The organism is Janthinobacterium sp. AD80, assembly GCF_002878455.1.
Classification (GTDB): domain Bacteria; phylum Pseudomonadota; class Gammaproteobacteria; order Burkholderiales; family Burkholderiaceae_D; genus Janthinobacterium.
The window spans coordinates 1-23,250 of the sequence record NZ_NRDQ01000022.1; the positions used below are offsets into that span (position 1 = coordinate 1).

At 63.9% G+C, this 23,250-nt stretch carries 23 protein-coding genes and 1 pseudogene; 15 read left to right on the forward strand and 9 right to left on the reverse strand.

Annotation, left to right across the window (positions count from 1 at the left end; translation table 11 throughout):
- The 9 genes and pseudogenes from JaAD80_RS05720 to JaAD80_RS05760 all read left to right on the forward strand — a co-directional run.
- Positions 1–316: pseudogene (locus JaAD80_RS05720) on the forward strand (hypothetical protein); the annotation flags it as partial.
- 10 nt (positions 317–326) lie between these two features.
- Positions 327–1,973 (forward strand): GMC family oxidoreductase, encoded by a 1,647-nt coding sequence (locus JaAD80_RS05725; protein WP_102293293.1) that lies wholly within the window; start codon positions 327–329, stop codon positions 1,971–1,973.
- The gene (locus JaAD80_RS05730) at positions 1,970–2,926 is read left to right on the forward strand and encodes a triacylglycerol lipase (RefSeq protein WP_102293294.1); all 957 of its coding nucleotides are present in this window, start codon (positions 1,970–1,972) and stop codon (positions 2,924–2,926) included. The genes JaAD80_RS05725 and JaAD80_RS05730 overlap by 4 nt, the downstream gene beginning before the upstream one ends.
- Before the next feature lie 303 nt (positions 2,927–3,229).
- Entirely contained in the window at positions 3,230–6,871 is a 3,642-nt protein-coding gene (locus tag JaAD80_RS05735) for an EAL domain-containing protein (protein WP_102293295.1), read from the forward strand.
- Positions 6,872–7,005: 134 nt separating this feature from the next.
- Positions 7,006–7,725 carry a phasin family protein gene (locus tag JaAD80_RS31825; RefSeq protein ID WP_102293296.1) on the forward strand — a complete coding sequence of 240 codons (720 nt, stop codon included), beginning with the start codon at positions 7,006–7,008 and terminating at the stop codon, positions 7,723–7,725.
- A gap of 139 nt (positions 7,726–7,864) precedes the next feature.
- Positions 7,865–8,536 carry a TetR/AcrR family transcriptional regulator gene (locus JaAD80_RS05745; RefSeq protein WP_034758777.1) on the forward strand — a complete coding sequence of 224 codons (672 nt, stop codon included), beginning with the start codon at positions 7,865–7,867 and terminating at the stop codon, positions 8,534–8,536.
- Positions 8,537–8,597: 61 nt separating this feature from the next.
- Positions 8,598–9,371, forward strand: coding sequence for a hypothetical protein (locus JaAD80_RS05750; protein WP_102293297.1), 774 nt, complete (start codon positions 8,598–8,600; stop codon positions 9,369–9,371).
- 11 nt (positions 9,372–9,382) lie between these two features.
- A complete protein-coding gene (locus JaAD80_RS05755; RefSeq protein WP_180979323.1) occupies positions 9,383–9,928 on the forward strand; it encodes a TIGR00730 family Rossman fold protein in 546 nt (181 codons plus the stop codon).
- A 453-nt stretch (positions 9,929–10,381) separates the two neighbouring features.
- Positions 10,382–10,972, forward strand: coding sequence for a PEP-CTERM sorting domain-containing protein (locus JaAD80_RS05760; protein WP_102293299.1), 591 nt, complete (start codon positions 10,382–10,384; stop codon positions 10,970–10,972).
- A 97-nt stretch (positions 10,973–11,069) separates the two neighbouring features.
- Here the strand turns inward: JaAD80_RS05760 and JaAD80_RS05765 are convergent, their stop codons facing one another.
- From JaAD80_RS05765 to JaAD80_RS05775, 3 genes are all read right to left on the reverse strand, one after another.
- A complete protein-coding gene (locus tag JaAD80_RS05765; protein WP_102293300.1) occupies positions 11,070–11,582 on the reverse strand; it encodes a YgjP-like metallopeptidase domain-containing protein in 513 nt (170 codons plus the stop codon).
- Between the two features lie 260 nt (positions 11,583–11,842).
- Positions 11,843–12,217, reverse strand: a complete 375-nt coding sequence (locus JaAD80_RS05770; RefSeq protein WP_102293301.1) for a KGG domain-containing protein — start codon at positions 12,215–12,217, stop codon at positions 11,843–11,845.
- Positions 12,218–12,265: 48 nt separating this feature from the next.
- Positions 12,266–12,769, reverse strand: a complete 504-nt coding sequence (locus tag JaAD80_RS05775) for a phasin family protein (RefSeq protein ID WP_102293302.1) — start codon at positions 12,767–12,769, stop codon at positions 12,266–12,268.
- A 344-nt stretch (positions 12,770–13,113) separates the two neighbouring features.
- Here JaAD80_RS05775 and purU point away from each other — a divergent pair, with 344 nt between their 5' ends.
- Together purU and JaAD80_RS05785 are read left to right on the forward strand one after the other, a co-directional pair.
- Positions 13,114–13,995 carry a formyltetrahydrofolate deformylase gene (purU, locus tag JaAD80_RS05780; protein WP_102293303.1) on the forward strand — a complete coding sequence of 294 codons (882 nt, stop codon included), beginning with the start codon at positions 13,114–13,116 and terminating at the stop codon, positions 13,993–13,995.
- A gap of 38 nt (positions 13,996–14,033) precedes the next feature.
- Positions 14,034–14,576, forward strand: coding sequence for a YaeQ family protein (locus JaAD80_RS05785; RefSeq protein ID WP_102293304.1), 543 nt, complete (start codon positions 14,034–14,036; stop codon positions 14,574–14,576).
- 60 nt (positions 14,577–14,636) lie between these two features.
- Here the strand turns inward: JaAD80_RS05785 and JaAD80_RS05790 are convergent, their stop codons facing one another.
- Positions 14,637–15,422 carry a head GIN domain-containing protein gene (locus JaAD80_RS05790; protein ID WP_102293305.1) on the reverse strand — a complete coding sequence of 262 codons (786 nt, stop codon included), beginning with the start codon at positions 15,420–15,422 and terminating at the stop codon, positions 14,637–14,639.
- Between the two features lie 188 nt (positions 15,423–15,610).
- Between JaAD80_RS05790 and JaAD80_RS05795 the strand changes: the two genes are divergently transcribed.
- Positions 15,611–16,246, forward strand: coding sequence for an SAM-dependent methyltransferase (locus tag JaAD80_RS05795; RefSeq protein WP_102293306.1), 636 nt, complete (start codon positions 15,611–15,613; stop codon positions 16,244–16,246).
- A 160-nt stretch (positions 16,247–16,406) separates the two neighbouring features.
- Here JaAD80_RS05795 and JaAD80_RS05800 read toward each other — a convergent pair whose 3' ends face one another.
- Together JaAD80_RS05800 and JaAD80_RS05805 are read right to left on the reverse strand one after the other, a co-directional pair.
- Positions 16,407–17,651: a cytochrome c gene (locus JaAD80_RS05800; RefSeq protein ID WP_258002823.1), complete on the reverse strand. Its 1,245-nt coding sequence runs from the start codon at positions 17,649–17,651 to the stop codon at positions 16,407–16,409.
- Positions 17,652–17,678: 27 nt separating this feature from the next.
- Positions 17,679–18,401 (reverse strand): c-type cytochrome, encoded by a 723-nt coding sequence (locus tag JaAD80_RS05805; protein ID WP_258002824.1) that lies wholly within the window; start codon positions 18,399–18,401, stop codon positions 17,679–17,681.
- A 168-nt stretch (positions 18,402–18,569) separates the two neighbouring features.
- Between JaAD80_RS05805 and JaAD80_RS05810 the strand changes: the two genes are divergently transcribed.
- From JaAD80_RS05810 to JaAD80_RS05820, 3 genes are all read left to right on the forward strand, one after another.
- Entirely contained in the window at positions 18,570–20,024 is a 1,455-nt protein-coding gene (locus JaAD80_RS05810; protein ID WP_102293309.1) for a PLP-dependent aminotransferase family protein, read from the forward strand.
- 96 nt (positions 20,025–20,120) lie between these two features.
- Positions 20,121–21,089: an IS1595 family transposase gene (locus JaAD80_RS05815; protein ID WP_102293346.1), complete on the forward strand. Its 969-nt coding sequence runs from the start codon at positions 20,121–20,123 to the stop codon at positions 21,087–21,089.
- Positions 21,090–21,181: 92 nt separating this feature from the next.
- Positions 21,182–21,529 carry a DUF4870 domain-containing protein gene (locus JaAD80_RS05820; protein ID WP_219726783.1) on the forward strand — a complete coding sequence of 116 codons (348 nt, stop codon included), beginning with the start codon at positions 21,182–21,184 and terminating at the stop codon, positions 21,527–21,529.
- 21 nt (positions 21,530–21,550) lie between these two features.
- On the opposite strand, the gene JaAD80_RS05825 is transcribed toward JaAD80_RS05820, so the two are convergent.
- From JaAD80_RS05825 to JaAD80_RS05835, 3 genes are read right to left on the reverse strand one after another with little or no spacing between them, the layout of a single operon-like run.
- Positions 21,551–21,979, reverse strand: coding sequence for an SMI1/KNR4 family protein (locus tag JaAD80_RS05825; protein ID WP_102293310.1), 429 nt, complete (start codon positions 21,977–21,979; stop codon positions 21,551–21,553).
- Positions 21,980–22,017: 38 nt separating this feature from the next.
- On the reverse strand, positions 22,018–22,665 hold the full coding sequence (locus tag JaAD80_RS05830) for a 3'-5' exonuclease (protein WP_102293311.1): 648 nt from the start codon (positions 22,663–22,665) through the stop codon (positions 22,018–22,020).
- 9 nt (positions 22,666–22,674) lie between these two features.
- Positions 22,675–23,184, reverse strand: coding sequence for a ProQ/FINO family protein (locus JaAD80_RS05835; protein ID WP_102293312.1), 510 nt, complete (start codon positions 23,182–23,184; stop codon positions 22,675–22,677).
- Positions 23,185–23,250: the final 66 nt, after the last annotated feature.

The window sequence follows — 23,250 nt, forward strand, 5'->3', positions numbered from 1 at the left end:
GCTCGACGGCGCCATTGTCGGCGTCGACACGGCCATCCGCGGCTTGCCGCTGGCGGCGCAGCAGGAGGTGCAGGATCTGTTTGGCTTGCTGGCGCTGGCGCCCGCGCGGCGCTTCGTCGCCGGTGTCCAGGGCGGCTGGTCCGGGGCCGACCCGGCCCAGGTGGCCGCCTTCCTGCAGTCGTGGCGCACGCACCGCCTGGCAACGCTGCAGACGGCCTACCTGGCCCTGCATGATCTGATCCTCGGCGCCTGGTATGGCGATGCCGCCCACTGGGCCGCCATCGGCTATCCGGGACCGCTGCCCGAACTGAGCTGACAAGGCCACCATGAGCACCTCTCCCATACCCGACCCGATTGCCGCCGGCCTGGCCGCAGGCTGGAACGTCACCGACGCCGGCAGCCTGGGCGCAGACCGCACTTTCGAGGCGGATGTCGTCATCATCGGCAGCGGCGCCGGTGGCGGCGTGACGGCGGAAATCCTCGCGCTGGCCGGCTTGAAAGTGCTGATCGTCGAGGAGGGCGGCTTGAAGTCCTCGCAAGACTTCAAGATGCGCGAGGCCGACGCCTATCCCGCCCTGTACCAGGAATCGGCGGCGCGCAAGACGCGCGACAAGGCCATCAACATCTTGCAGGGGCGCACCGTGGGCGGCTCGACCACCGTCAACTGGACCTCGAGTTTCCGCACGCCGCCCGGCACCCTCGACTACTGGCGCAAGCATTTTGGCCTGGCCGGCTACTCGGTGGAGGCCATGGCGCCATGGTTCGCCATGATGGAGCGGCGCCTGCACGTGAGCGACTGGGCCGCGCCGCCGAATGAAAACAATGATTTGCTGCGCCGTGGCGCCAGCGCGCTGGGCATCCCCACGGCCGCCATCCGGCGCAATGTGAACGGCTGCTGGAACCTTGGCTATTGCGGCATGGGCTGCCCGACCAACGCCAAGCAGTCGATGCTGGTGACGACGATTCCGGCGGCGCTGGCGCTGGGCGCGGGCTTGCTCACGCATGCGCGCGCCGAGCGCTTTGTCTTCAAGGGCGAGCGCATCGACAGCCTGCAGATCACGGCGCTGGACGCGCTCGGGCAGGTGTCGACGGGCGTGCGCCTGACGCTGCGCGCCAAACATTTTGTGCTGGCCGGCGGCGCCATCAACTCGCCGGCGCTGCTGCTGCGCTCGAAAGCGCCCGATCCGCACGGCTTGCTCGGGCAGCGCACCTTCTTGCATCCGACGCTGGTCTCGGCCGGCCTGTTCGCGCAGCGCGTCGACGCCTACGCGGGCGCGCCGCAGACGATTTATTCCGACCATTTCCTGCACGTGGCGCCCATCGATGGCCCCATCGGCTACAAGCTCGAAGCGCCGCCTTTGCATCCGCTGCTGATGGCCACCACCATGGGCGGCTTTGGCGACGAACACGCGCGCACCATGCGCGAGTTCCCCCATGTGCATGCCTTGCTGGCATTGCTGCGCGACGGTTTTCACCATGACTCGGCGGGCGGCAGCGTCTCCATCGACAGTTTCGGCGCGCCCGTGCTCGATTATCCGCTCACGCCCTACCTCTGGGATGGCGTGCGGCGCGCGCTGCTGTCGATGGCGGAAATCCAGTTCGCCGCCGGCGCGAAGAGCGTGTATCCCGTGCATGAAATGGCCAGCCACTACACCAGCTGGGCGCAGGCAAAGCAGGCCATCGGCGCCTTGCCGATGCAGGCCTTGCTGGCGCGCGTGGTGTCGGCCCACGTGATGGGCGGCTGCGCCATGTCGGACGACGCGCGCCTGGGCGTGACGGGTGCCGATGGCCGCTACCACGGCGTGCGCAACCTGTCCGTGCACGATGGCTCGCTGTTCCCCACCTCGATCGGCGCCAATCCGCAACTGACGATCTACGCGGTGGCGGCGCGCCTGGCCAGCGGCCTGGCGCAGCAGCTGACGGGCAAGCCGGCGCCCGTGCCCGTGCCTGCCGCCGCCACAGGCGCCGCATGATCGCGCGCATCCTCAAGTGGCTGATGCTGCTGCAAGTGCTGGCCGTGCTGGGATTGGCCTGGCTGGCCATGCACGCGTGGGGCATCGCTTCGCCGGTGCTGGCCTTGCTGCTGGCGGCCGCCATGCTGCTGGCCGTGCGCGCGCTGGTGGTGGCGCGCAATTTCTGGGAAAGCCGGCGTGGTGGCAGCCCCGTGCCGCCCGCATACCAGCTGGACGCCGTGGGCGCCGCGCGCCTGTTTTTCGGCGAATTGCGCGCCACCCTGTGGACGTCGTCGTGGGGCATGCTGCGTCCGCGCCTGCAGGCGGCGCGCAGCATCTCCGGCGCCGGCCTGCCGGTGCTGCTGGTGCACGGCTACGTGTGCAACGGCGGCTACTGGACAAAACTCAGCCGGCAGCTGGCGCAGGCGGGCATCGTGCACAAGGCGGTCGACCTGGAGCCGATCAATGCGGATATCGACGCTTACGCGGTGCAGGTGGAGCAGGCGCTGCGCGCGCTGTGCGCGCTGACGGGCAAGCCGCAGGCCATCATCGTCGCGCACAGCATGGGCGGCCTGGTGGCGCGTGCCTGGCTGCGCCACTATGGCGCCGCCCGCGTGGCGAAGATCATCACGATTGGCACGCCGCACCACGGCACGGCGCTGGCCAACCTGGCGGCGGGCGCCAATGCGCGGCAGATGAGCCGCATCGGTGACGCCCCTAGCGAATGGCTGGCGCAGCTGGCCGCCAGCGAAACGCCCGAGACGCGCGCCCTGATCACCTCGATCTATTCGCACCACGACAATATCGTCGCGCCGCAGGCTTCCGCGCACTTGCCCGGCGCGCGCAATATCGCCTTTGGCGGCATCGGCCACGTGGCGCTGGCCAGCGACGCGCGCGTACTGCGTCAGCTGCTGGCAGAAATTACTATCAAGAACGAAGTCTGCCAACCCCCATCCTCCCCCCATTTTGCCTGAATCCTGTTGTGTTTTATCAGCATGGCAAGTGTGTCTCTTTTGACTCTGCTGTTGCTTGTCTTTAATATGGATTGAGGTAGAAAAACCTGTTTTACACTGGCGTCCTGTATTAAGCTAAGGTCAGGATGGTGCCACCGAGAAATTTATTTTTGTGATCGCTGGAACTGTTCAGCTGAACACCGGTCAAAAGATTTTTGCCGGGAAGTATGGCAATATGTTGTAGGATTATTATGTTATACGCGCAAGTGAGAAGATGGGTGGTGGCATAAAATGAGTCAATGCTGTTTTTATTGGGAGTGCTAATTGTCCGCACGAATCCTGATTATCGAAGATAACGCCACCAACATGGAATTGATGGTGTACCTGCTGCGTGCCTTCGGCTACACGCCGCTGGCCGCCTATGATGGTGAAGAGGGCGTGCGCATGGCGCGCAGCGAATTGCCCGACCTGATCATCTGCGACGTGCATTTGCCCAAACTCGATGGCTATGGCGTGGTGGCGGAACTGAAGAAAGACCCGCAGCTGCGCAAGATCCCGGCCCTGGCCGTGACGGCGCTGGCCATGGTGGGCGACCGCGAGCGCCTGCTCGAAGCGGGCTTCAATGGCTATATCGGCAAACCGATCGAACCCGACCTGTTTGTCGCGGAGCTGGAATCTTTTTTACCCGGGGCGCCGTCGACGCCAGTTAAAAACGACATAGCAACGATACTGATCGTCGATGATCATGTGCTGAACCGCGAATTCCTCACAGCCCTGCTGGGCTACGGCGGCCACCGCCTGCTGGAAGCGGCCAACGGCGCCGATGCGCTCGACGTCATGCGCACCGAGCGGCCGGACCTGATCATCTCCGACATCCTCATGCCGAACATGGATGGCTACGAGTTCGTCACGCGCGTGCATGAAGACCCCGCGCTGGCCGACGTGCCCATCATCTTCTACACGGCCACCTACCGCGAAAAAGAAGCGACCTTGCTGGCGCAGGCCTGCGGCGTGCGCTGGGTGCTGCCCAAGCCGTCCGATCCCGATGTCATCACGCGCACGGTCAACGAGGCACTGGGCCTGGCCCCCGCGGGTGCCGCCTTGCTGCCCACGGTGCCCGATGTGGCGCGCGCGGCCGTGCCGGCGGGTCCGCACAAGCTGGCCGATATCGACCATCAGGTCAGCGGCTATCTGGACGAGCTGGAAACGTCGAGCCAGCAGATTTCGCAACTGGCCGTGCAGGGCGATGGCGACGCGCCCGTGCCGGAGGACCTGGCCATCATGACGGAACGGCTGTCGCGCTCGCTGTCCAGCCTGCAGGCCGTCAGCCTGCGCCTGACGGCCCTGATTGAACTGGGCATCGAGCTGGGCGCCGAACGCGATCCGCGCGCGCTGATCGAGGCGGGCTGCAAGGTGGCGCAGAATATCTGCGTCTCCAAGTATGCGTGCATCGGCATGCTGGAGCCTGGGGCCGACAAGCTCAGTTATTTTTCCTCGTGCGGCGCGGAGAAAAACCTCGAACGCATCGCCAGCGCGCCGCGCGTGGGCATCCTCGAGCGCCTGCTGGAACAGCGCCAGCCCTACCGGGTCAACGGCTTGAAGGGCGATCCGACGGCGCTGGGCCTGCCCGACAGCCATCCGCCCATCCACTCCTTCCTGGGCGTGCCCATCGCTTCGCGCGAGCGCAGCCACGGCTGGCTGTACCTGGTCGATAAATTGGGCGCGAACGAGTTTTCCGAAGTCGACGAGCGCGTCGCCGCGACGGTGGCCGCGCAGATCGCCGTCGCCTACGACAATCTGCTGCTGTACGACGAAATCAAGCGCCACCACGAGCAGCTGACCCTGGACATGGCGGCACGCATCCGCCTCGACGAAGACTTGCGCCGCTTCCGCCTGGCCATGGATGCCACGGCGGATGCGATTTTCCTCGTTGACCGGGCCGGCATGTGCTTTGTCGACGTCAACCAGACGGCGTGCCGCATGCTCGGTTTCGAGCGCGAAGACTTCCTGCGGGCCGGGCCTGGCCGCCCGCAAGAGGGCGAGGCGCAGCTGGAAGAGCTGTACAACAAGCTGCTGGCGGGCGACCAGGGCGGCCCGATGACGGAATTGCAGCTGCAGCGCAAGGACGGTTCGCCGCTGGCCGTGGAAGTGCAGCGGCGCACCCTGCGTTCGGGCCAGAGCTGGATACTGGTGGCCGTGGCGCGCGACATCACCGAGCGCAAGGACGCCGAGCAGCGCCTGATGAAACTGGCCCATTTCGACACCCTGACGGGCCTGCCGAACCGCAGCCAGTTTTACGCCTCGCTCACGCATTCGCTGGTGCAGGCGGCGGATCACCAGTGGGCCGTGGCCGTGCTGTTCATGGACGTGGACCGCTTCAAGAACATCAATGACACGCTGGGCCACACCATCGGCGACGACCTGTTGCGCCAGTTTGCCAGCCGCCTGGTCGACTGCCTGCGCGTGCGCGATACCATCGGCCGCTTCGGCGGCGATGAATTCGCCGCCATCCTGGTGCTGCCCGAAGGCGCCCAGCATGCCGTGGGCGTGGTCGACAAGATCCGCGAATCGATGCGCAAGCCGTTCGACCTGCAGGGCCATGAAGTGACGGTCACGGTCAGCATCGGCATTTCCGTGTATCCCGACGATGGCGTCGACGCCGACACCCTGATCCAGTATGCCGATACGGCCATGTACCGCGCCAAGGAAGCGGGCCGCGACGCCTTCCGTTTCTTCACGGCTGAAATGAACGCGCAATCGATGGCCCGGCTGGACATGGAAAACGCCCTGCGGCGCGCCATCGACAACGAGGAATTCGTGCTGTTCTTCCAGCCCAAGGTGCATATCATCTCGGGGCGCATCAGCGGCGCCGAGGCCCTGATACGCTGGCGCCGCCCGGGCCACGGCATGGTGTCGCCGGCCCTCTTCATCCCCCTGCTGGAAGAGACGGGGCTGATCGTACGGGTGGGGAACTGGGTGCTCGACGAGGCCTGCAAGAAGATCAGCGAATGGGGCGCCAGCAGCATCGGCCCCGTGCACCTGTCGGTGAATGTCTCGGGCATCCAGTTTTTTGTGGGCGGCCTGGAGGAAGAAGTGCTCAAGGCGATCCGCAAGTACGACATCGCGCCCGACCTGCTGGAGCTGGAGCTGACGGAAAGCTCGCTGATGTCGAATGCCGAGGAAACCATCGCCGTGCTGCGCAACCTCAAGGCGCTGGGCATCCAGATTTCCATCGACGATTTCGGCACCGGCTATTCCAGCCTGGCCTACCTGAAGCGCTTCCCCATCGACAAGCTGAAGATCGATATCGCCTTCGTGCGCGAAGTCACCAGCAATCCGGACGACGCGGCCATTGTGCTGGCCATCATCAGCATGGCGCACAGCATGAAGCTGCAAGTGATCGCCGAAGGCGTGGAAAAAGACGCGCAGCTGGCGTATTTGCGGCGCCACGGCTGCGACGAGATGCAGGGCTATTATTTCAGCCGTCCCGTGCCGCAGGAAGAATTCGAGCAGATGCTGATGGGCGGCAAGTTGCTGCAGGCGCCGCAGGACGCGGGCAGCGAAGAGCAGCAAACCTTGCTGATCGTCGACGACGATGTCTTCATGCTCGACGTGCTCAGCGACTTCCTGGCGCAGGATGGCTACCGCATCCTGACGGCGCAGACGGCCGCCGAAGGCTTCGACATCCTGGCGCGCCACAAGGTGCAGGTGATTTTGTGCGACCAGTGCATGCCGCTCATGAGCGGCACGGAATTCATGGAGCGGGTCAAGCATCTGTGTCCCGACACCTTCCGCATCATGCTGTCGGCCTTTGCCGACCTGACCCCGATCATGGCGGCCATCAACCGCGGCGCCGTCGACCGCTTCTACACCAAGCCCTGGAAGGGCGCCGTCCTGCGCGAGAATATCCGCGAAGGCTTCCGCCTGCACGGTCTGCTGCACGGTCCCGTGAAGGCCGCCGCCTGAGTTCCCGCCCGCCTGCGTGCGCTGCCGCACCGTGCGGCGCAGCGCGCTGGCGGATTAGACTCCCGTCTCTAGTTTTGCTCACTAGAATAAAAGCGTCATCATGATGATGGCCTTGCAAACGACAGGAGCTGGCGATGGTGAAAAAATTGAAGGAACTGGCGGAAGACAAGGAATTGGCGAACGCCGTGCGTTCCTCCGCGCAGCAGATCTGGCAAGCGGGCCTGGGTGCCTTTGCCAAGGCGCAGGAAGAGGGCGGCCGCGTGTTTTCCAGGCTGGTCAAGGAAGGCACGGAATTCCAGCAGCGCGCTGAAAGCAAGGTGGCCGGCGTCAGCGACAGCGTCGGCAAGTTGGCCGACGGGGTGGGCAAGCAGGCCAGCGGGTCCTGGGACAAGCTGGAGCAAGTGTTCGAAGAGCGCGTGGCGCGCGCCCTGGGCACCATCGGCGTGCCCACCCGGCATGAGATCGGTGCCCTGCACGCGAAGATCGACGCCTTGCAGCAGCAGGTACTGGCGTTGTCGGCCAAGCCTGCGGCGGCCAAGGCGATTCCCAAGGCCGTGCCTAAGGCCGCTTCCAAGGCGACGGCCAGGCCGGCCGTGAAGGCTGCCGCGGAGCCGGCTGCCAAGGCGCCTGCCGCGAAGGTGGCAGCGAAGCCGGCCAGCAAGCCGGCCAGCAAGACTGCAGCGCAAACCGCAACGCAAACCGCGGCGAAGGCGGCGCCGAAAAGCGTGCCGAAAGCGACCGTGGCCAAGCCTGCCGCCAGGGCCGCCGTCAAGCCGGCGGCGCCTGCCGTGGCCAAGCCTGTCACCAAGCCTGTCGCCAAGCCTGCGGCGAAGAAGAAAGCCCCGGCCGCCTGACGCGGCGCCATCGCCATCCCGGCCTGCTTGCGCAGGCTTTTTTTTGCCCCGCTATTTCGCCGGCGCCGCTGGGCGGGGTGTTTCATTGCGGCTATTTAAGGTGGTATGCTTGAGGCAGAACACAGAGAGATTGCCCGCCATGCTACAAAAAGCACCACGCCGTACCCGCGAACGCATCCTGGAGTTGTCGCTGCGCCTGTTCAATGAGTTTGGCGAACCCAATATCACGACCACCGTGATCGCGGAAGAGATGAACATTTCGCCGGGGAACCTGTACTACCACTTTCGCAACAAGGACGATATCGTCAATTCCATCTTCGTGCAGTTCGAGGCGGAAATCGAACGCATCCTGACCGTGCCGGACGGGCGCCGCTCGAATATCGAAGACGTCTGGCTGTACCTGCACCTGATGTTCGAGCTGATCTGGCGCTACCGTTTCTTTTACCGCGACCTCAACGATCTGCTGTCGCGCAACCGCAAGCTGGAACTGCACTTCAAGCTGATCCTCGCGCACAAGATCAAGGTCGCCACGCAGCTGTGCGAGGACTTGCGCAGCGAGCAGTCGCTGGAAGCGTCGGACATGGAAGTGGCTGCCATGGCGACAAATATGGTGGTGGTCGCCACTTACTGGCTGTCGTACGAATATGTGCGCAATCCGCGCAAGTACAGCGAGCAGCAATCGATGTCCGATGCGCTGGCGCGCGGCTGCTATCAGGTGCTGTCGCTGATCGGACCGTATTTGCGCAACGAAACGCATTTGTTGTTCCGTAAACTGTCGGAAGAATATGTGACCAAACTCAAGAACGACTGAGCATGCTGCCGGCGTACCAGTTGCCGGCAGCATGGCCAGCCGTTATTCACAGGAGGCATGCATGGCTTGGAAACAATTCCCTTATCCGCGCGAGGCGTATGTCTACAACGCGCAAAGCCTGGAGGCGGCCTGGCCGCGCCTGCATGCGGGCGATGTCGAACCGTTTCCCACGCATCCGGCGCTGCTGCAGGCCTGGCTGGCCTTCCACGCGGGCGACTTCGAGCGTGCCGCGAAACTGGGCCTGGCCGTTGGCGTGCCCGGCTACGCGGTGGCGCACAAGGCCACGTGTATTTACGCCACGCACCTGGAAGTCAATGAACGCCTGAAACTCGACATGTACGAGGAAGTGGCCGAGCGCTGCGAGCGCCAGCAGATCGAGCAGCCGGACAATCCGGCCGGCTATTACTGGCATGCCTACAGCCTGGGCCGCTATGCGCTGGGCACCTCCGTCGTCAAGGCCCTGGCGCAGGGCATGGGCGCGCGCGTGCGCAACAGCCTGGACCGCACGATGACGGTGGCGCCCATGCATGCGGAAGCGCATATCGCGTTTGGCATTTATCATACGGAAATTATCGACAAGGTCGGCGCCATGATCGGCAGCCTGACCTATGGCGCCAACAAGGAAGATGGCTATCAGCACTTCAAGACGGCGCTGGCCCTGACGCCGTATTCGGCGTTGGCCCACAGCGAGTATGCACGCGCGTTGAACATGCTCGATGGAAAGAAAAAACTGGCGGAAGCGCTGGCCCTGTATGAAAAGGCGGCCGACTGCGAGGCCGTCGATGCCAAGGAGCGTCTCGAAGTCGAGGCTGCTATTGATGAATTGAAAGAGTAAGGACAACTGTGATCAAGGCTTTATGTGTGTATTGTGGCGCCAACGCGGGCGTGTCGCCGGACTATGCGGTCGCGGCGCGCGAACTGGCGCGCGTGCTGGTGGCGGAAAATATTTCGCTGGTGTATGGCGGTGGCAAGGTGGGCCTGATGGGCGTGATCGCCGATGAAGTGCTGCGCCTGGGCGGCGAGGTGACGGGCGTCATTCCCACCCAGCTGGTCGAGCGCGAAGTGGGCCACACGGGCTTGACGCGCCAGTTCATCGTGAAGGACATGCATGAGCGCAAGGCGATGATGGCCAGCCTGTCCGACGCCTTCATTGCCATGCCCGGCGGCTACGGCACCCTGGAAGAATTGTTCGAGATGCTGACCTGGGCCCAGCTGGGACTGCATGCCAAGCCCATCGGCCTGCTCAACGTCGACGGTTTCTATGACGGCTTGCTGGCCTTCGTGACGAATGGCCGGGAACAGGGCTTCATCCGCCCGCAGCACGCCGCCTTCCTGAATGCCGATGCCGATGCGGCGGCACTGGTGCAGCGCCTGAAGGATGGCGCGCCCTAGTTATTCATCAGTGCCAGAATGAGAAAGCCATGCACCGAAAAGGACATGGCTTTTTTAATGCGTGGATGAAATGGCAAGGCCAGGTTCCTGCCATCAGGATGGTAAAACTTGTCATGGGGAAAAACGGCTGGACGCAGCCTGATGATCCCGGGCAAGTAGGCAAGATTGCCGGTTGCATATAGATGCCTGGACAACTATTTCTAGACGGGAAAATTTATCGCTGAGGACGCTTTAATTGATAAAAATATCGCCATAATATTTCTCTTGATGCATGTTTTTTTGAAAATGAAGATGATTTTTAATTATGATTGTGGTCTACTGGTGCTGTTCAAAAGTTAGGAATATCGGACACCTGCGAGCGCGACAAGACTCCCCCAAAAACGGTGCCGAACTACCTCAAGTTGCCACAGCCACGCTACTTCATCATCTCGAAAGGATGCTATTTTGAAACCTATGACCCTTTTGCGTGCGACCGCTGTCGCCGCCATTCTTGCCGCCGCTGGCGGCGCCCAGGCGCAAACGACCACGATCGGCTTCGATTCGCTGGAACAGCCCGGCTACTTCGGTTCCGTCTTCAACTCCTATTCCGAAGGCGGCTACAATTTCGACAGCAGCTTTTTGGGCCTGTTGAGCTCGGCACATCAAGACAGCTTCGCCTACGCCGGTTCGGCTGGCCTGGGCGCCACCGCCCTGTCGACGACGACCTTGTCGCGCGCCGACGGTGCCGCTTTCTCGCTGAACTCGATCAGCCTGGCTGATTTCGTGAGTCTACCCGGTTCTTATGACGTCACTTTTGTCGGTCATCAAGTAGGCGGCGGTACCGTGACGCAGACGTTCACCCTCGATGGCAGCCACAACTTCGCCAATTACTCGTTCTCGGGTTTCAGCAATCTGCTGTCGGCAACGTGGAAAGAAGGCGCCTTGCGCACCTTCCAGGTCGACAACCTGGCCGTGAGCGCCGTGCCGGAACCAGCCACTTACGGCATGCTGCTGGGTGGCCTGGGTCTGCTGGCCTTCATGCGCCGCCGCAAGAACGCCGCCTGACGCCAGCGTTCCCGCCCTGGCCGCACCGGTGGCGGCCGCAGGTAAAAAAAATGCCGCTCAGTAGTTTGCTGGGCGGCATTTTTCACGTGTGGCCGGCTCATGACCACAGGCGCTGGCCGGACAGGTCAAGCTGGGTCAGGTACAGCCGCACGTCGAATTCATACTGGTGGTATTGCGGTTCCATATACGTGCACAGCTTGTAGAACGCCTTGTCGTGCTGCTTTTCCTTCACGTGCGCCAATTCGTGCACGGCGATCATGCGCAGGAATTCCAGCGGCACTTCCTTGAACATGGTGGCCACGCGGATTTCATGCTTGGCCTTGAGCTTGCCGCCTTGCACCCTTGAAATGGACGTGTGCAAACCCAGCGCATGCTGGATCACGTGGATCTTGCTGTCAAACGCCACTTTGTTAATGGGTTCGGCGTTGCGCAGGAATTCATTCTTCAAGTCTTGCACGTACTGATACAGCGCCTTGTCGTTGCGCACGTCATGCGCGCTCGGATAGCGTTTCAGCAAGACTTCACCGAGCTTGTCCTGCGCGATCAGTTGCTGTACTTGCGATTGTGTCTGCTCGGAATAAGCGCTCAGGTATTTCAGGGATGGCTGCATGCGGGGGCGGGCGGGAAGGCGAGTGGGTCGATAAGGCGAGAATGTACCATACCGCCGCGCCCGGCGTTGCGCCAGTCCTCGCCAAAGGCGGCAGAGCTGCAGAGTTGCAGAGTTGCAGAGTGGCAGAGTGGCAGAGGCCGCGCTGAAGCGCACCTTCCCAGCTCCCGCATCCTTGCCGCGCCTGCCGCCCCGCCTACTGCCTGCTGCCTACCGCCTACTGTCTACTGCCTGCAGGCTGCCGTCAGCGTCAATACAACAGCTCAGCCCTTGTCGTCTTCCTCCTTGCCTTGCCTGCTCGTCTTCGATTGCTGCTCGGTAGCGCCGCTGCGCGCCGCCGTGCTGCCGCGGTTTTCATTGGCGCGCTGGGCCGATTGCCGGCTTTCGCCGCCTTTGCGGCCGATTTCGGCCATGTGTTCGCGGTTGCGGCTGACGGCTTCGCCGCCTTTTTGTCCGGCCCGGCGCGCTTCTTCCGAGTCGAATTCGTGCGCCGTGCCTTTCTGATGGGCTGCCTGTCCGCCCTTGCTGGCGATCTCGCGTTGCTGCTCTTCATTCATGGCGGCGAAACCGCGCTTGCTCGTGCCTTTCTGACTGCTGCCCGTGCCTTTGCCTTGTTCATTGCCTTGATTGCTAGCCATGGTGTTCTCCTTGCTGTCGAGTGGGGGTTCGGTGGTGAATGCAGGTGTTCAATGCGGTTGATCGGCGTGCCTGCCGTTGTCGCGGCCCTGGCCGGCGCCCGCGCCATCGCGGTGGCCGCCAGCGTGCATTTTTTCGATCAGTTCACGCTGGCGCTGCGTGGCTTTTTCCGTTTCTTCGGCCGTCTTGCGTACCACTTCATCGGCGAAGGCGACGGCCGTGCGGCTGGCTTCGGGAATATGCGTTTCCGCGGCGCGGTTCATTTCGACGTTGGCATGGGCGACGAGGTTGCCCAACTGCTGCTGGTACTGGCGCAAGGTGGCGCCGCCCGGTTGCAACTGGGCCGCCGCCGACAGGAGCTCGCCCGTGTCGCGTGCGCACAGCAGTTGCTGGCTGGTGTTGCTGCATTCCTGGAACAGGTCTTGCGCCAGCCGCAGGTGGAGTTCGCTCATTTTCTGCGCCGTGTCGAACATCTTGCGCGACAGTTCGGTGGCGAAATTAAGCTGGGCTTCCAGGTGGGACTTGAGCGCGGGGCTGATACTGTTAGAGAACATGTTCTACCTCAATGGAAATCTGGTCCGAAAAGCACCCGGTGCACCGGATGCGGCGTAGTTGAAACAAGCAAAGGGATAGACGCCGCAGGGCGCGCCAGGTTCCGTGCCAGATGCCCGTTTGGGGCCAGAATGGCCCCCGGCTGCTTGAAAAATGCGATGGTTTTGCGCCAGATCAAATGAACCGCAATCAGACGGCTGGCCACAACAGCCACGGTGGCTGCGTGGAAAATGCGGGTTCTGGGCCTCAGCCGTGCGACAATAGCCGGCTCGCGGCAGCGCAGCCGATGGCCGGCGCGCGTGGCTGAGCCGAGCACCGCCTTACTTTTTGACCTTATTCCGCGACCATGACGCATCCCGAATACATCCTGACCCTGTCCTGCCTGGACCAGCGCGGCATCGTGCACCGCGTGTCCGGCTTCCTGGCCGAGCACGGCTGCAACATCCTCGATTCGGCCCAGTTCGGCGACCAGGAGTCCCAGCTGTTTTTCATGCGCGTGCATTTCGCGCTGGAAGACGGCGCCATCAGCGACGCCCGCTTGCGCGCCGACTTCGCCGACCTGTCGCAGACCATGCAGCAAAACGGCCAGTTCCACGGCCAGTTGCACGATGCGCGCGTCAAGCCGCGCGTCATGCTGATGGTGTCGAAGATCGGCCATTGCCTGAACGACTTGCTGTTCCGCTACAAGAGCGGCTTGCTGAACGTGGAAATTCCCGCCATCGTCTCGAACCACATGGAGTTCTACCAGTTGGCGGCCAGCTACAATATTCCCTTCCACCACCTGCCGCTGGCGACAGGCGCGCCGGAAGCGGCCAAGCTGGCGCAGGAAGCGAAGATCATCGACTTGATGGACACGCACCAGATCGACCTGGTGGTGCTGGCGCGCTACATGCAGATCCTGTCGCCGGGCCTGTGCCAGGCGCTCGACGGCCGCGCCATCAATATCCACCATTCCTTCCTGCCCAGCTTCAAGGGTGCCAAGCCGTATGCGCAGGCGCACCACCGCGGCGTCAAGCTGATCGGCGCGACGGCCCACTTCGTCACGGGCGACCTGGATGAAGGCCCGATCATCGAGCAGGACGTCGAACGCGTCGACCATGCGATGGATGCCGACACCCTGACGGCCATCGGCCGCGACGTCGAGTGCGTGGTGCTGGCACGCGCCGTGAAATGGTTCGTCGAGCACCGCATCCTGAAAAATGGCGACAAGACCGTGGTCTTCCGCTGATACCGACTTCACCCTTCCTTTACCGAGACAGAAACACGATGGCCCTCAAAGCAACAATTTTCAAATGCGATCTGCAGATCGCCGACATGGACCGCAATTACTACCAGGATCATGCGCTGACCCTGGCGCGCCACCCGTCCGAGACGGACGAGCGCATGATGGTGCGCCTGCTGGCGTTCGCCATCCACGCCGACGAGGCGCTGACGTTTACCAAGGGCCTGTTCGACACGGAAGAGCCGGACCTGTGGCAGAAAGACCTGACGGGCGCCATCCAGCTGTGGATCGAAGTGGGCCAGCCTGACGAAAAACGCATCCTCAAGGCCTGCGGCCGTTCGGAGCAGGTGATCGTCTACAGCTATGGCTCAACCAGCCACATCTGGTGGAAGCAGATCGCGAATAAACTGGAGCGGGCGAAGAACCTGACGGTGATCAACTTGCCGTCGGAAGCGGCGCAAGACATGAGCAAGCTGGCGCAGCGCACCATGCAGCTGCAATGCACGATCCAGGATGGCCAGATCTGGCTGACCGACAGCGTCAACACCGTGCTGATCGACCGCGAACCGGTGAAGCCGGCGCGCTGATATTGACTGCCTGAAACGAAAAAAGCCCGGAGCGATCCGGGCTTTTTGCATTGTGCACCATTACATCGGTGCCGCGCCCAGACGGCGGATGCTGCTCGAACGCTGCATGCTGCGGCTGACGCGCGGGTCGCCGTAGTAGCTCACTTCGCCCGAGCCGCCGATGCTGATGCTCAGGTCGTCCCTGGCCCACACGGTGGCCTCGCCCGAGCCGCCGATGCTCACCTGCACGTCGCGTGCCGCCAGCTTGCCGGCCTGGATATTGCCCGAGCCGCCGATGGAGGCCGTCAGCTGCTCCGTCTTGCCGCTGGCCTTGAAGTTGCCGCTGCCGCCGATGGCGATGGCCACCATGCGGCTGTCGAGGTCCTGTGCGTTGATGGAACCGGAACCGCCCACGTCGAAGCGCAGTTTTTCGCCGCGCAGGCCGGTGGCGGCAATGTTGCCCGAGCCGCCCACGCTGATGCGCTCGACGTGGTGCGCCTGGATGACGATGGTCAGGCTGGTCTGGCGAAAATTGCTGTTGCGCTTGGCGGGGCGGATGCGCAGGGTGCCATTTTCCACGGCCGTGTCGATCAGCGGCAGGATATTGTCGTCGGCCTCGATGGTGACGCTGTCCGTGTTGCCGATGCGCAGTTCGACATTGCCGGGCACGTTCAGCGCCACGCCGTTGAAGCTGCCCACTTCGCGCGTCTGTTTTTGCAGCTTGCCGCTGCCTTGCACGCTGCTGCCGGAGATCCAGTCCAGCGGCGAGGCCAGTGCCGGTGCGGCGGGCACGGCCAGCACGCAGGCGGCCAGCAGCAGGACGCGCGCGGCGCGGGCATGGCGGGTGTGGAATAGTGTGTGTGGCATGCTTGCTCCCTGTTTGAATGTGGACTGACTGCATGGTATGCCAGCGGGCCGGCGCCGCGCAGGGCGCTGCGACAGACTGCACGGCTGGCGGCACAGAATGCAGGCGGCTGCGACAGGATGGCATGAGGTATCATGCGGGTATTGGACATACGACGACCGGCACGCGCCGGTCCCACTACTGGAATTACATGCTGATCATCACCATCAAACAGGGCAAGGAAAAGAGCTTGCTGGGCCAATCGTGGATTTACGCCTCCGCCATTGAAAAAGTCGAAGGCAAGCCGCAGGAAAAAATGAAGCCCGGCTCGACGGCCATCGTGCAAAGTTCGTCGAAGCAGTTCATCGCCCGCGCCGCCTACAATTCGAAGTCGCAGATCCGCGCGCGCATCTGGAGCTTCAAGGAAGACGAGCCGGTCGACCACGCGCTGATCAAGCGCCGCGTCAAGGCCGCCATCGAGAAAAAACTGCCGGCCATCAAGAAGGCGGGCGAGAACCAGCTGCTGACCCTGATCAAGGGCGAAGACGAGGGCTTGCCGGGCCTGGTGGTGCAGCTGTTCGGCGGCGTGCAAGGCTACCTGATCTGTGAATTTAACGCGGGCGGCGTCGATGCGTGGAAAGTGGCCATCGTGCAATCGCTGATGGCGACCACGGGCTGCGCCAATGTGTACGAGCGCTGTGACGACCTGATGCGCAAGGGCGAAGGCCTGCCCCTGATCGACGGCGCCCTGGCCGGCGAGGAACCGCCCGATGAAGTCATGCTGACCGACAACGGCGTGCGCTATGCGCTGGACCTGAAAACGGGGCATAAAAGCAAGTTCCGCTGAGAACGGCAGTTGTACAGGCATGAAAAAACCGGCGCTGGCCGGTTTTTTCATGCCTAAGCCGCAAGCCAAGGTGGGCGCGCCCGGCGGGGGATTGCCCCCCCCCGTGTGGGGGCATTCCGATCCCGCAGGGGCGGAGCCCGGATTTTGCCGCCTTACCCGATTACTCCAGCGGCACGCTGCGGTATTTATTCACTTCCAGAGCGCTCACCGCCGGCGCATCATTGCCCCACGAGGCGCGCAGATACGTCACCACGGCCGCCACTTCGCGGTCATCCATGACGGGGCCGAACGGCGGCATGCCGTAGGGACGCGGGTTGCCTGCCGTGCCGGGCGCGAAGCCGCCGTTGAGCACCAGGCGGATGGCGTTGACGGCCGACATGGTGGTGAGCGCGCGGTTGCCGGCCAGCGGCGGGTAGCCGGGGGGCACGCCCTTGCCATCGGCCTGGTGGCAACTGGCACAGTGTTCCTCATACAGTCTGGCGCCCAGCGCCAGTTGCTGCCGGGCCGTTTCCGAGGTGTCGCGCGGCGCGCGCGGCGTCGCTTGGGCGGGGCCTGGCAGGCTTTTCAGGTACACGGCCATGGCTTGCAGGTCCGCCGTACCCATGTGCTGCAGGCTTTGCCGCACCACCTCGGCCATGGGGCCGAACACGGTGGCGCGCGGCGACACGCCCGTCTGCAGCAGTTCCACGATATGCGCCGTGTCCCAGTCGCCCAGGCCCGCTTCCGCGTCCGATGTCAGCGATGGCGCATACCAGCCCAGCACGGGGATCAGGCCGCCCGACAGGCCGTCGTCGCTGCCGCCCAGGGTGGTGCGGCTGCTATGGCAGGCGCTGCAGTGGCCCAGGCCCTGCACCAGGTAGGCGCCGCGGTTCCACTCCACGCTTTTACTCGTCAGCGGCTGGTACACGCCCGGCTTGAAGTACAGGGCGCGCCAGGCGGCCAGCGCGATTTGCTGGTTGTAGGGGAAGCGCAGTTCGTGCGGCCGGTTCGCCTGTTGGTGCGGCGGCACGCTCTGGAAGTACGCGTACAGGGCGTCGCTGTCCTCGCGCCGCACCTTGGTGTAATTGGTGTAGGGAAACGCGGGATACAGCAGCCGGCCATCCTTCGATTTGCCGTTGTGGATGGCGCGCCAGAAATCGTCGGCCGTCCAGCTGCCGATGCCCGTTTCCCGGTCGGCCGTGATGTTCGGCGAGAGCACCTTGCCGAACGGCGTCTGCAGGGCGCGTCCGCCCGCGTAAGGCACGCCGCCGCGCGTCGTGTGGCATGCCATGCAGTCGCCCGCCTTGGCCAGGTAGGCGCCGCGGGCGATCAGCTGCTCCTTGCCCAGCGCGCTGGGGGCGGCGGGCGGGCCCAGGTCATCGCCCGGGTAGAGCAGGAATTTTGCGCCGGCCGCGACGGCGGCCACGCCGGCAAGAGCGATCAGCCATTTTTTTCATGGCGCCACCTGCGCGCCGGAGCCGGGCACGCCGCCGCAGTGCAGCGGCAGCGGCAGGGCGATGCTGGCGGCGGGACGGGCCTCGGCGCTGGCCACCTGCGTGCCCAGCCAGGCCGAGACGGCCGCCACGTCCGCATTCGACAGGCGCTCTGCCACTTGCGCCATGCAGTCGGGGGCGTGGGCGCGGCGCCTGCCGTTTTTCCACGCGCCAAACTGGGCGTTGATATAGTCGCGTGGCAAACCCAGCAAGCCGGGAATGGCGGGCGCCACGCCGGCCAGCTGCTCGCCATGACAGGCGATGCAGGCGGGAATGTTCATGCCGCTGTCGCCTTGCAGTACCAGCTGCCGTCCGCGCGCCAGGGCGGCCGTGCCGGCATTGCTGGGCTGGGCCGGCGGCGGGGCAGGGTGCTGCGCCGCAAAGTAGTCGGCGATCTCGCGCAGGTAGGCGTCCGGCAGGTGTTCCACCATGTACGCCATCATCGGATACTGGCGCCGTCCGTCGCGAAAGTTCAGCAGCTGGTTGTACAGGTAGCCGGCCGGCTTGCCGGCGATGCGGGGAAAGAAGGCGTCACGCTTTTCCTGCTGCGCATGGCAAGCCGTGCAAGCCTTGATGCGCTGCTCCAGGCTGTCGTGGCTGGCGGATATGGCGGCGGGCGCGGCCAGCGCCATGCCCGGCAGCACGGCAGCCAGTAGCAGCACGGCGAGGGAATGCGGTAGCATGGAAAGTTGCATGGAAAATGGCATGGTAAGTAAGCTGTCTCGTCGGTCGGGATGGCGTGCCGGTGTTGCTGCCCGGATAATTTTTATGAGACTAGCATATACCGGGCGCTGTCATGCTGACAGGATCAGTTGTGCATTAAAACTACGGATCAGTTTGAGGGAGCGGGCTTGAAGCGATATGAAGAATTGGCGGAGGAAATCGCCGCCATGATCGGCACGCGGTTGCTGCTGCCCGGTGAAAAGCTGCCGTCCGTGCGCCAGCAGCATGCGCGGCGCGCAATCAGCCCGTCGACGGTGTTCCAGGCGTATTATTTGCTGGAAGCGCGCGGCATGATCGTCTCGCGTCCCCGTTCCGGTTATTACGTGGCGCCGCAGCGCGCCGCGCTGGCGCCGGAGCCGGACAGTTCCCGCCCCGTCGATGCCAGCACCTCCGTCGATGTCAGCGACCTGGTATTCGAGGTGCTGGGCGCCGTCGGCGCGCGCGATATCGTGCCGTTCGGCTCGGCCTTTCCCAGTCCGCATCTGTTTCCCATGGCGCGGCTGGCGCGCGCCGTCTCGGCCAGCATGCGCCGCCTCGACCCATGGAGCACGGTGACGGACCTGTCCCTGGGCAACGCCGAACTGCGCCGCCAGATCGCCCTGCGCTACCAGCTTGACGGCGTGCTGGTCTCCAGCGAGGACATCGTCATCACCAACGGCGCGCTGGAAGCGCTGAACCTGTGCCTGCAAGCCGTCACGCGGCCCGGCGACACGGTGCTGATCGAGTCGCCCAGCTTCTATGCCTGCCTGCAGGCGCTGGAGCGGCTGGAACTGAAGGCCGTGGAAATCGCCACCAGCCCGCGCGACGGTGTCGACCTGGTGGCGCTGGAAGAAGTGCTGCAGCGGCACCAGCCCAAGGCCTGCTGGCTGATGACGAGTTTCCAGAACCCCCTGGGCAGCCTGATGCCGCCGGAAAAGAAGCGCGCACTGGTCGCATTGCTGGCGCGTCATGGCGTGCCCCTGATCGAGGATGATGTGTATGGCGAATTGTATTTCGGCAAGCAGCGTCCGGGCCTGGCGAAAAGCCACGACAGCGCGGGGCTGGTCATGCATTGCAGCTCGTTTTCCAAGACCCTGGCGCCCGGCTTTCGCCTGGGCTGGGCCGTGGCGGGCCGCCATGCGCGCCAGGTCGAGCGATTGAAACTGACCACCAGCCTGTCGGCGCCGATCCCGCTGCAGATGGCCTTGGCCGATTACCTGGCGCAAGGGGGCTACGACCGGCATTTGCGCCAGCTGCGCCTGACCCTGGCCGCGCAGCAAAACACCATGCTGCAAGCCATCGCCGTGCACTTTCCGCCCGGCACGCGCGTGACGCGGCCCCAGGGCGGCTATTTCGTCTGGGTGGAGATGCCGGCGGACGTCGATGCGCTGGCCCTGCACCGCGGCGCGCTGGCGGCCGGCATCAGCATTGCCCCTTGCCCCATCTTTTCCGCCACGCGGGCGTTTCGCCACTGCATCCGCCTCAATTACGGCCACCCGTGGACGCCGCAGCTGGAAGCGGCCATTGCCACGCTGGGGCGGCTGGCGCGCCAGGGTGCGGCTTTGGCTGCGCCGGCGCAAAGCCGCCAGGGTGGCGGCGCTTGAAAATAATGGCTATGTCATCGCAAAATAGGGGATGTGCGGGAATTTTACGGCGCCCCCGCTGTCTGACTCTGCACAACAGCACGCAGGGAGTCGATGATGCAAGCCGCGCAGTGGAAAACCTTCATCGCCCAGTTCGCCGCATTGAGCATGCGCCAGCGCCACGCCGGCATGTCCTTGCTGCGTGGAACCGCGCCACAGGATGCCGCCGTGGCATTGATCGAAGGAGTGGCGCAAGGGGCATTGCACTGCCCAGCCTGTCTATCCACGCATCTGCACCGCCATGGACACGCGCACGGCTTGCAGCGCTACCGCTGCGTGCCCTGTGGCCGCACGTTCAACGCGCTGACCGGCACGCCGTTGGCCCGCTTGCGCCACAAGGAACTGTGGATCGCATACGCGGATTGTCTGCTCGATTCCAGTTCGGTACGCAAGGCGGCCAGCCAGCTGGGCGTACACCGCAACACGACGTTTCGCTGGCGCCACCGCTTTTTAAGCCTGGCCAAAACGGACCGGCCCCATTGCCTGCATGGCATTGCCGAGGCCGATGAATTGTATGTGCTGGAGTCGCAGAAAGGGGCGCGCCGCCTGACGCGTCCCGCGCGCCAGCGTGGTGGCCATGCGCAACTGCGCGGCATTTCCAAAGAACACGTCTGCATCCTGGTGGCGCGCGACCGCACGGGGCAGACCCTGGACTTCGTCACGGGCCGAGGGCAGCTCACCAAGGCGCAGCTGCACCTTAGCTTGCCACCCATGATGGACAAGGACGTCTTGCTGGTGACGGATGGCCATGCCGCCTATCCGGCCTTTGCCCGGGAGGCGGGCATCAGCCACCAGGCCGTCGACTTGCGTGCCGGCATCCGCGTGCGCGGCGCCGCCCATGTACAAAATGTGAACGCCTATCACAGCCGATTGCGGCAATGGCTGTATCCGTTTCATGGCGTGGCGACGCGCTATCTGCCGAACTACCTGGGCTGGCGCTGGATACTTGATGCCAGGCGCATCCGCTCCCCGGAATCCTTGCTGAAAGCCACGCTGGGCGATTTCCCACACCTGACGAGGACATAGCCAAAATAATCGCTGCCGCATGCAGGTGTTTCATTTCAAAAAGAAATATTGCTGTTATATTGAAGTATCTATAACTAATGATGGGAATGATAATGGATAACTCGCAACCGGAAGTAGCCCGTACGCAAGATACGACGATCGCCATTCTTTCCCATATCGGTGGCCTGTTCACCAGCTGGGTGACGCCACTGATCATTTATCTGATCAAGAAGGATGACGCGGATAAATTCTCGGCCGAAAATGCCCGCGAAGCGCTGAACTTCCAGATCACGCTGATCCTCTGGTACATCGTCTGCTTCGTGCTGACCTTCGTCATCATCGGCATTTTCCTGTTCTGGCTGGTGGCGCTGGGCAATCTGGTGTTTTCCATCATTGCCGCCGTCAAGGCCAGCAATGGCGTCGTCTACCGCTATCCGCTGACCTGGCGTCCGGTCAAGTAAGGCGCTGCCGGCCCTCGGGCGTCAGCCAGGGCGGCCGGGCAGCGCCAAAAACGCTGCAAAGTCAGGCGCCACCTCGCTGGTGGCGCCTGTTTCGTGCGACCACAGCACGACCACGGCTTCGCCCGTCGGCGCCGCGCGCGCATAGTCAAAACAATAGTAATCGCCGGTGCCGAACTGCGCGAAGGGCAGCAGGGCGTCGGCTGCGTGGCCGGTCGCGCCCGTATTCTCCAGCCACTGCTGCCAGTCGTCATGGTAATGGCGCTGGATCGATTCCCAGGTCTTGCGTGCATTGGCCGCATCGTAGACGGGAAACACGTTCAAGGCGCCCAGCGCGCGGCCATTGTTGAGCAGCAGCCATTGCACGTACGACGCGGGCAGAGTGCGCCCCAGCGCCTGTTCGGCAGCGGCGATCGCCTGCGGGGTGGTGCCGATGGAGGTGTTTTTGCTCATGAACAGTAGCGCATGGCCAGCCGGGGATGCCGGCCGGCTCAGGCGTGTGCGGGCGGTGTGGGCGGCGGTGTGGCGGCGCGCGGCGCTTTTTGCGGCGCCACCTTGCCGCCATCGGCGATCCAGCGGCGGTACACGCGCAGGGCCACTTGCGCATCGTCGGCCGCGTACAGGATCTGCTTTTCCGTCAGGCGCGACGTGGCCCAGTTGGTGGTGGAGATCTTTTTGGATTTCTGCAGGTGCAGGCCGAAGAACTTGGCCACGGCCGTCTTCGCGCCCAGGTCGTTGCGCTGGCCGCCGCGCAGGGCGACGGAGAGGTCGAGTACCTGGGCCGGGGCGATGCCCAGCTTGGCGCGCAGGCGCTTGACGTCGTCGGACAGGCCAAAACCCACTTTCAGGGTGCTGGTCGATTCGAGAATCGCTTTCAGTTCGGCCAGGGCCGGCGCCGGCGTCGCGCCCACCTGGAACAGGTAGGCGATGTCATCGGTGGCCAGCTGGATCAGATGGGGACCCGTGGACGACTCGCCCTTGACGAAGGTCGGCTTCGATTCCGTATCGAAGCCGATGGCATCGGCGGCCAGCAGGGCGGCCATGGCCGCCTGCGCATCGTCGCTGGTGCGCACCAGCTTGACATGGTCGAGAGCGATGCCCTGGTAGGGCGGCAGGGGCGGCGCGGCGGCGGTGTCCATGAAACCGGATCAGCCTTTGCGCGAGAATTTCGCGGTCAGCTGATTCAGTTTTTCCAGGCGCAAACGGTTCGCTTCTTCGGCGGCGGCCGCGTCGCGTTCGGCTTTCTTGCGTTCGGCTTCCTTCTTGAAGCGCTGCTGCAATACTTGCGTTGCGTGGTCGCGGTGGGTTTGCGTCACTTCCGCGCCGGCCGTGCCGTCGAGGTCGTAGCGCACCTTGGCTTTTTCCATCACGCGCAGGTAGCGCAGCGAACCCGTGTGGATACCCAGTGCCGTGCGCATCAGCTTGCGGTCCAGGTCCGGCAGGCGCGCCAGGATCTGCTTGTCGATACCGATCGACAAAGGCAGGCAATCGCGGAATGGCGGGAATTGCTCCTGGAACTGTTTCAGCAGGGCGCGCGCGGTCAGGCCGGCGGGCGCCGGTGCGGCTGCTGCGGCCGGTGCCGCCGCTGGGGCTGCATCGACTGGCGTGTCAGGAGTGGTGGCTTGCTGGTCTGGCGTGGAGCTGGTCATCGACATCATTGGTTGGGCTATAAAAGGGGAGCATAGCACGCGCCACAGGCAAGTGCATTGTCTTTTTTGGCAACT

Coding starts and splice junctions, on each gene's coding strand:
- JaAD80_RS05725 (WP_102293293.1), top strand. CDS start 327: ATGAGCACCTCTCCCATACCCGACCCGATTGCCGCCGGCCTGGCCGCA.
- JaAD80_RS05730 (WP_102293294.1), top strand. CDS start 1,970: ATGATCGCGCGCATCCTCAAGTGGCTGATGCTGCTGCAAGTGCTGGCC.
- JaAD80_RS31825 (WP_102293296.1), top strand. CDS start 7,006: ATGGTGAAAAAATTGAAGGAACTGGCGGAAGACAAGGAATTGGCGAAC.
- JaAD80_RS05745 (WP_034758777.1), top strand. CDS start 7,865: ATGCTACAAAAAGCACCACGCCGTACCCGCGAACGCATCCTGGAGTTG.
- JaAD80_RS05750 (WP_102293297.1), top strand. CDS start 8,598: ATGGCTTGGAAACAATTCCCTTATCCGCGCGAGGCGTATGTCTACAAC.
- JaAD80_RS05760 (WP_102293299.1), top strand. CDS start 10,382: ATGACCCTTTTGCGTGCGACCGCTGTCGCCGCCATTCTTGCCGCCGCT.
- JaAD80_RS05765 (WP_102293300.1), bottom strand. CDS start 11,582: ATGCAGCCATCCCTGAAATACCTGAGCGCTTATTCCGAGCAGACACAA.
- JaAD80_RS05770 (WP_102293301.1), bottom strand. CDS start 12,217: ATGGCTAGCAATCAAGGCAATGAACAAGGCAAAGGCACGGGCAGCAGT.
- JaAD80_RS05775 (WP_102293302.1), bottom strand. CDS start 12,769: ATGTTCTCTAACAGTATCAGCCCCGCGCTCAAGTCCCACCTGGAAGCC.
- purU (WP_102293303.1), top strand. CDS start 13,114: ATGACGCATCCCGAATACATCCTGACCCTGTCCTGCCTGGACCAGCGC.
- JaAD80_RS05785 (WP_102293304.1), top strand. CDS start 14,034: ATGGCCCTCAAAGCAACAATTTTCAAATGCGATCTGCAGATCGCCGAC.
- JaAD80_RS05790 (WP_102293305.1), bottom strand. CDS start 15,422: ATGCCACACACACTATTCCACACCCGCCATGCCCGCGCCGCGCGCGTC.
- JaAD80_RS05795 (WP_102293306.1), top strand. CDS start 15,611: ATGCTGATCATCACCATCAAACAGGGCAAGGAAAAGAGCTTGCTGGGC.
- JaAD80_RS05805 (WP_258002824.1), bottom strand. CDS start 18,401: ATGCTACCGCATTCCCTCGCCGTGCTGCTACTGGCTGCCGTGCTGCCG.
- JaAD80_RS05815 (WP_102293346.1), top strand. CDS start 20,121: ATGCAAGCCGCGCAGTGGAAAACCTTCATCGCCCAGTTCGCCGCATTG.
- JaAD80_RS05820 (WP_219726783.1), top strand. CDS start 21,182: ATGGATAACTCGCAACCGGAAGTAGCCCGTACGCAAGATACGACGATC.
- JaAD80_RS05825 (WP_102293310.1), bottom strand. CDS start 21,979: ATGAGCAAAAACACCTCCATCGGCACCACCCCGCAGGCGATCGCCGCT.
- JaAD80_RS05830 (WP_102293311.1), bottom strand. CDS start 22,665: ATGGACACCGCCGCCGCGCCGCCCCTGCCGCCCTACCAGGGCATCGCT.
- JaAD80_RS05835 (WP_102293312.1), bottom strand. CDS start 23,184: ATGATGTCGATGACCAGCTCCACGCCAGACCAGCAAGCCACCACTCCT.